This is a genomic window from Kistimonas ophiarachnellae, assembly GCF_057552235.1.
This window is the reverse complement of sequence record NZ_BAAJPA010000027.1, coordinates 22,693-29,560: the sequence shown is the minus strand read 5'-3', so window position 1 is coordinate 29,560 and position 6,868 is coordinate 22,693. Positions and strand designations below refer to the sequence as shown.

Sequence of the window (6,868 nt, the reverse complement as noted above, 5' to 3'; positions counted from 1 at the left end):
ACTGCAAAAATAAAGCTAATTACAATTAACGATAAAAGGATATATCATGAACTATTCAGAACTTACAAAAGCCCTTTATAGTGTACTTGAAAAATATTCACCTCTTCTTTTTAGTGCTGAAAGATTATTTGAACATCTGGAGTCTGATCACCCGGATGTGATTGAACAGTCCCTGACTAATGTTCAAATGAATCCAAGTGATGGAAAAGAGAGTGTAATAGACTTAATAGATAAAATATTAACGCAATGTTCTGAAACTGACCCCAGAATAGAAACAGGTGGAATACTGGATTATAATGATTCATCTAAAATTACTGTAAAGCTTTATTCTCTGGTGAAAAAATAAAAAATGAATCCGTTAAATAATGCTCTTAACAAAATGCAAATAAATAATCGTATTTACCCTCTACCTAAAAAATGGAATGAATTATATAATCTATTAAAAGCAACAGATTATTCTAACCGGTAATCACTACAGTTACCATTAATTCTTGCCGCTTGGCATATTGCCTCTAATGAAGAAAAAACAATAAGATTTAAATCACAACTTGAATGGGCATATGAGAAAAAACAATTTGATATTGTTTTGAAATTTATGAGTAACCTTAGAGAAAGTGATTGGTTGCATGTCGGAGAGTAGGCGCCTAGACATAATGACTCCCGCTGACCGGTAAGAGCTGGCCTCCGAATAATACGCGGGCTAGCTTTAACCAGAGCCGCATCAGGCAAGCCTGAGAAAATGATCGGAGGCCAGCGATGAGTATAGATAGCACCTTGTTTATCGGACTGGATACGCAGAAAACATCCATTGCCGTCGCCTACATTGGCAGTGAGCGTGATGATACTGTTCAGGATTACGGCACCATCGGCACATTACACCGCGATATTGATCGCCTGATCCGCCGACTGCAAAGCAAGGCATCAAAACTGTTTTTTGCCTATGAAGCCGGACCTTGTGGATACTGGCTATATCGATACCTGTTACCACCACGCCTAACTTGACCAAATTTCTATAACGGGTTTTCGGCTTACGCCATTGCTTGATAAAACAGCAACGGATGCGCCGACGTATCCATTGATCCAGCAACGGTATAGGCCAGTAATATTCGATTATTCTGAAATAACCCATCCAGCCCCGGACATCTCAAACTGGTGAAAAATGGCCATTTAGAAGTGGTGGTAACAGCCAGCAATCTAACGCTGTAGAACTGGTTCGCTATCCTGCTCAGGGTCGTATGAGAATACACTTACCTTTGGGTGACGCATTAATTTCAAAAGCGCTTGCTGGCTGACATCGTTGTCAGGTTTTGAAAAATATATAATATTCCATTGTTTAACGTAGTTGCTTTCTGTGATTAACTTATAAAGCTTTGGAGCACAACCAGGCGGCCACAAATGTTTTTTGCTGTCCAAATAGGGACTGGAATGATTAAAGCAAGGGCTAAGAGTTAATACAATGTCAACGGTTTTAGGAAAGCACTCATTATACTTGATAAGCGAAGCCCAGGATTTAATGAAGATCTCTTCTACATGTCCGCCTATGGCAGGCTGACTTGTGCTAATATCGTAGCCATGTTTTGTTAAAGCCATTTTTGTTGTTTCTTCACGATTATATCCTTTTTTCATTTCGGTCTTTTGGTGAGCATAATTCTCATTCCAGAAGACATTAACAAGGGAATCATTACCGTTAAATCTGCACATCAGCCCGATTTGCATATCTTCTTTGGATGAGTGTTTTTTTAAATTAGCCATATAATTTCTAAATCGTCTGGACATGATGAGTGGCTGAAAGCATTGTCTTTCCATGAGCCTGTTGTTTGACAAAGATTCAGCGCCTCTATATGTAAGCGATGTTTTATTAACAGTATTATTTGTCTTTTTTGACAATGCATAACTTTGGACATTCTGATGAGAACCACTATTTTTTCGTTCAGGAGAAAAAGGTTCTTTATGTGTTTCTTTAACTCTTAAATTAAGAGAAGAATGTATATTCATGCTAATTCCTTAAAAGTAATACTGCTTATCAGTTTTCATAGAGTTCTGTAATATGCTTTCACAATCTCTGGTTATGTTCACTAACAATCATGAATCAAGATGCTGCCATTTTTGAAGCAGTAAAACTGAACTTAGACATATTGGTATGAGCCAACGCTTTGCAATTCAACAGCATGTACCATGATGCCTCAGTTATCGAGATTTTCATGAGCAGAGTCGATGGTCGTAAAGTATCCCATGACGTACGGGAAGCTATCCGGATTGAAGCTATTCAAAAATGGCTGAACGGCGCTTCTGTCAAGGCTCTATCTGAAGAATACAGTACTGATGTGTCTTGCTTTTATCGCTGAATTGGGCGCTATCATGACGGCGGTATTGAAGCCTTAAAAACACGACTAATCGCTCACAGTAAAAATACCGGGCTCTCACCAGAACAACGAGAAACACTTTCACGGATCGTCCTGACTAAAAACCCCACTGCGTATGGGTTTTATAAAACTCTCAGGTCACAGGATATTATCGCTTCAGTGATCAAGACTGAGTTTAACGTCAAATGCATCCTGCGGCCGTCAGCAGGATGCTCAAATGACTGCGGCAAGAGTTAGATCGGGTTTGTGCTACAGACACACAGGCAAGGAATGAATGCTCATCCTGTTCCTGAATCCAAACCAAAAAGGCAGAAAAAAAATGAAAAAAAGTTTAAAAGACGCATTTAATAACGAGATGGACCAAGCTATCCGGTTGTATAAAAACGGAGAGTTTGCCTCTTCTTTTGCAAAGCTGGAACGCGCCCATATTCTTGGCCAAGCCTATATTATTCCTCATACATGGTCTCATTGGTGGATGCTAAAAATTGGTTTAAAAAGGAAAAGTGTTAAAGAGGTTTTCGGACAGTTCATGCGCATTATTGCCTCTGTAGTTTTCTCAAGAATATGGGTTCCCCTTGGAAATACCGGTGGAACGAATGTTAACCCTCTGAAACCTATGCCAATCCCTGAAGATTTACAAAAAATACTTAATGATAATCGGGCATGACATACAGCAAGGAGAGTTTGTGCGAAACGCCTTTCTTATCTTATTCATGGCAATGAGTCCTATTGCATTTGCGGATAAACCCCTCCCAATGGACGGCTATTCATTAACGCCACTGGAGGAGCCTGTTTTCAGCTATGAAGAGGTTGTTGTAGGTTCCACAGTGTTTAATAACTGGCTGAATGAAAACTATAACAAACTTAACACTCAAACAATGAAAGGCCCCAGGGAGCATTTATATTACCTGATAACCTCTTATGTCTCTCACCTGCAAAAGAAAAAAGGTGTGATTTTACCTGACGAGCACGACTTGATATTAGAAACATTATTTTCGTGGTCAGAAAAGCTTGGTGTTTATGGCAGCCACAATTTTTATAACAGGCTCAAAAGCGATAATGCCAAAAGGATACCTAAACTCATGAAAGTCGTTGATGGCATAGAAATATCCGCGAAAGAGGATATGTATCATGTCCACTCAACGTCAGGGAATTGGTCATTTAAAATCCCCTACTACTTCATGATCTGGGGCATAAATGAGTTCAATGCAACAAACGGCATGAAAACTCAATTAGTCAGTATTTCTACGGGTGCGTCAAAAGACAATTCACAAGCTGGAAAATCCCAAGCCACCTTAATGCTGATTTACTCCCCCGGTACTGACAGTGAAGTCTTTAAACACTATTGGCTGGATAAGTTTGGTATAAAAGAAAATGACAAGCAAAGGCGTTCCGGCGTGCATGAACCTGATACTTTATACACTTTTGATCAAGCGTCATTACTCCACAAAGAGGCCGCCTTTATCCATAAAAACCATGGTTCCTATTTAGTCGCTTATTTAGGCATGGATGGAAGCTACCAAACCAATAGACAGCATTTTTCAAACTTTTTACAAAACCTGAATTTTCAACCTCACTAACAGCAGACAATCTATGCTCTCCCGTTGCGACAAACACCGGCCTTTCAGGGACGCATGCGAATCGTTATTTTTTACAGCAACTGCGAGCGACCACTTTTGATAATGTATTTCGGTGCCGGTCGAGCTGACAGACATTTTCCGACGGTTTGCAACCTTGCTTTGGGTACGTTAGGATAAAAACGCATTCGAACATGAGCTGTCGCTACTTGCGTATTTTTTTCCTCTAACGGTATAAAAAGCAACAGTATTCTAAGACAACTCTATCTTGAAAAAGCCTGTTGAAAATAGTTTATGAATTCACATAATGAAAAGCATGAGTAAAGCGATTACCGTATCGCTTATGTTAGTGAGCCTGTCGCTTGTAGCACGTATGATTAACATATGGCTTACTTAATTCAAAGCAATTTGAAAATAAAAATCCGTCATGCTTAATGTACCGATCAGCTTATAACAAGCCGCAAGGCTCATGATACCAACAAGATGAATAATCTATGACATTTTTATCCTTCTCATTGAGACTTTACAAAAGGAAGCGTTAATACAAACAAGAGACTCTTCTGACTTTTGAAAAACCCATAAAAGACTTCAGGCCATCATTTTGGCTTCTAATTATAGTGTCTTGTTAGTCAATGTGGCTGATACGTTCACAAATGAACGGACAGGACAATGTTCCATCACGCTGACTCTTCCACCCCTGATTTACGGGGTGAATATAAAAATGAATATTTATCTGGATACCATTAAAGAAATCAACGATCTCGTGGAAATGGAAGAAGTGAACTACAAGTCCGATGTTGAGCAATACCTCAATCGTTGCACTGAGTTTATTTCTGTGGCCGCTGGCGTCTACGCTATGGTGTACCGTCTTCCCGATGAGCCAGAAAAAGTTGTTAAAGTCTGCACTGAAAACAATGATGGCTACTACATATTCGCTCGTTGGTGTATGCGCCCTGAAAATCAAGACAACCCGCACCTTCCCATGATTCACCGGGAAGATGTTATTGAGCTACCCGGCGGCAAAATTGTACGTTTTTTCGTCATTGAACGCCTGGCCGATATTAGTGAGCGTGAAAAAGGTGCATTATATCCAGAAGATTTCCATGATATTGACTTTGGCGTATTGTGGAGAGCCTTCAAAGATGTCCTCCAGTCGTTTGACACACATCAACACAATTTTCCCAATGAGATTGAAACACTGGACAGCTTCGTCGATCAGATAAAGGACTCCAGCATTCACTTGTTTAAGAAGCCTGACAACCAAAGCCCGTCTGTTGTTAATGACAATGTGATTGATGAACATGAAGACTTTATCAAAACCCTGTTTGATATTTTGACGTCCTTCTCAGCCGTTGGAAAGATGGATCTTCACGGTGGAAACTTTATGCTTCGAGGCGACACCGTTGTGATCACCGACCCGATTGCGCATAAATATGCTACAAAAAGCGCATAGCAGCCGGAAAACTCTAATTTAGGGTGCCACTAAAAAAGGTTGTTTACAGCAGTAATGGAGCTCTCATGCAATGACACTGTTGCAAAAGGTTTTCTAACCTGGAAAAGTACATAGATCAGGGAAAAATCAACCGTATTCTCAAGCCGCATTAATTCAAAAATAGGTCACACATGTTATTACACGTATTCTTTGTCGTATATGGAATCATATGGTATGTCGTTAACAGCCATGTTGAACCCAGGATAATGCCCAAATACACAAACATACTTCTCGACACCCTAAGATTCTGCATAGGATTTTGCTTACAAGTATTAATCTTCATACTGCCCGTAAAATATTTCATCATTCAGGATGGAAAGTTTGATATTGAGTGGATAATTCTTTTTGGTTTTGGCATTTACATAGCAAAAACTTTCTACCCGTTGCTGACAAGAATAATAAAAAGAAGATTATCAGCTTCATAAACCACATCTAAAAACAACAGAAAACTTGACTCCATCAGGATAAAACATGTAAAAGATAAGAAAACCCCACTCCTACCCTCTAATAAAAACGTGTGATATCAATATGAACAATGTATATCAACCCCCGGAATCTGATCTACGCAATACATCTGACAACCAGCAATATGAATATGCCGGCTTTTGGATCAGACTTGGCGCGGCAATCATTGATTCGATCTTGATCATTTTGATTACAACGCCACTGCTTATGCTGGTTTACGGTGTCGATTATTATTCCTCGAATAGCTATTCCAGTGGCACCTTTGATATTGTCATCAACTATGTACTTCCGTTGGTCGTTACCCTACTGTTTTGGGTCTATAAAATGGCCACACCGGGCAAGATGCTCATCAACGCAAAGATCGTTGATGCCAAAACGGGTAAGAAACCGACTACTGTTCGTTTTATTATCCGCTACTTCGCTTACATTCTATCCATGATCCCCTTCTTTCTCGGCTTCCTTTGGGTCGCCTGGGATAGCAGAAAGCAGGGATGGCATGACAAGTTAGCTGGCACTGTGGTGGTACGGAATCGCAATCGCGGAACTGAAGAGGTCTCTTTCCCAGACCAATAAGCTACGTCGGGCAAATACGCTTAACACGAAGAAATAACTGCATGACTGCCCTCTGTTACCTTCACAACACCACATGTATTGAGCAAAGCGTTATCAGGGATGACAACCTGATAACGCTTAAGTCGTATTCGTAAACAACTATCTTTTCTTCAGCATAAATACCTTATGATTAATGCAGCTGTAAGATTTCATCTACTTCCTGGGCTGCAAAAATATCGTGCTTATCAAGAGCGAGAGAATGTTCTTGAATACATACAACGCTTAGAGAGTCAAAAAATAATGGCGCAAGAGACAATCAATTGATCAAATATCAATCTTTATTCAGCCACCGGTTTGCAGTCCCAATCTTGTTCACAGATATTCCAAACCGGCTGTCTTATCGGCCATTAACACCATAG

The 6,868-nt window shown here is 40.0% G+C and carries 7 protein-coding genes and 1 pseudogene; 6 read left to right on the top strand and 2 right to left on the bottom strand.

The features are described from left to right. Positions 1-46 precede the first annotated feature (46 nt). Both AC27K1_RS21270 and AC27K1_RS21265 read left to right on the top strand, forming a co-directional pair. The gene (locus AC27K1_RS21270) at positions 47-346 is read left to right on the top strand and encodes a hypothetical protein (protein ID WP_487152800.1); all 300 of its coding nucleotides are present in this window, start codon (positions 47-49) and stop codon (positions 344-346) included. A gap of 410 nt (positions 347-756) precedes the next feature. Beyond that, positions 757-1,002: a hypothetical protein gene (locus AC27K1_RS21265; protein WP_487152802.1), complete on the top strand. Its 246-nt coding sequence runs from the start codon at positions 757-759 to the stop codon at positions 1,000-1,002. A 55-nt stretch (positions 1,003-1,057) separates the two neighbouring features. Here AC27K1_RS21265 and AC27K1_RS21260 read toward each other — a convergent pair. Beyond that, positions 1,058-1,129 (bottom strand): annotated as a pseudogene (locus AC27K1_RS21260) (hypothetical protein); the annotation flags it as partial. A gap of 65 nt (positions 1,130-1,194) precedes the next feature. Beyond that, entirely contained in the window at positions 1,195-1,995 is an 801-nt protein-coding gene (locus AC27K1_RS21255) for a hypothetical protein (RefSeq protein ID WP_487152799.1), read from the bottom strand. A 642-nt stretch (positions 1,996-2,637) separates the two neighbouring features. Here AC27K1_RS21255 and AC27K1_RS21250 point away from each other — a divergent pair. The 4 genes from AC27K1_RS21250 (at position 2,638) to AC27K1_RS21235 (ending at position 6,470) form a co-directional block, all read left to right on the top strand. Beyond that, the gene (locus AC27K1_RS21250) at positions 2,638-3,030 is read left to right on the top strand and encodes a DUF3703 domain-containing protein (protein WP_487152798.1); all 393 of its coding nucleotides are present in this window, start codon (positions 2,638-2,640) and stop codon (positions 3,028-3,030) included. Positions 3,031-3,049: 19 nt separating this feature from the next. Next, on the top strand, positions 3,050-3,943 hold the full coding sequence (locus tag AC27K1_RS21245; protein WP_487152797.1) for a hypothetical protein: 894 nt from the start codon (positions 3,050-3,052) through the stop codon (positions 3,941-3,943). A gap of 718 nt (positions 3,944-4,661) precedes the next feature. After that, positions 4,662-5,393, top strand: coding sequence for a hypothetical protein (locus AC27K1_RS21240; RefSeq protein WP_487152796.1), 732 nt, complete (start codon positions 4,662-4,664; stop codon positions 5,391-5,393). Positions 5,394-5,960: 567 nt separating this feature from the next. Further along, entirely contained in the window at positions 5,961-6,470 is a 510-nt protein-coding gene (locus AC27K1_RS21235) for an RDD family protein (RefSeq protein ID WP_487152795.1), read from the top strand. Positions 6,471-6,868 lie beyond the last annotated feature (398 nt).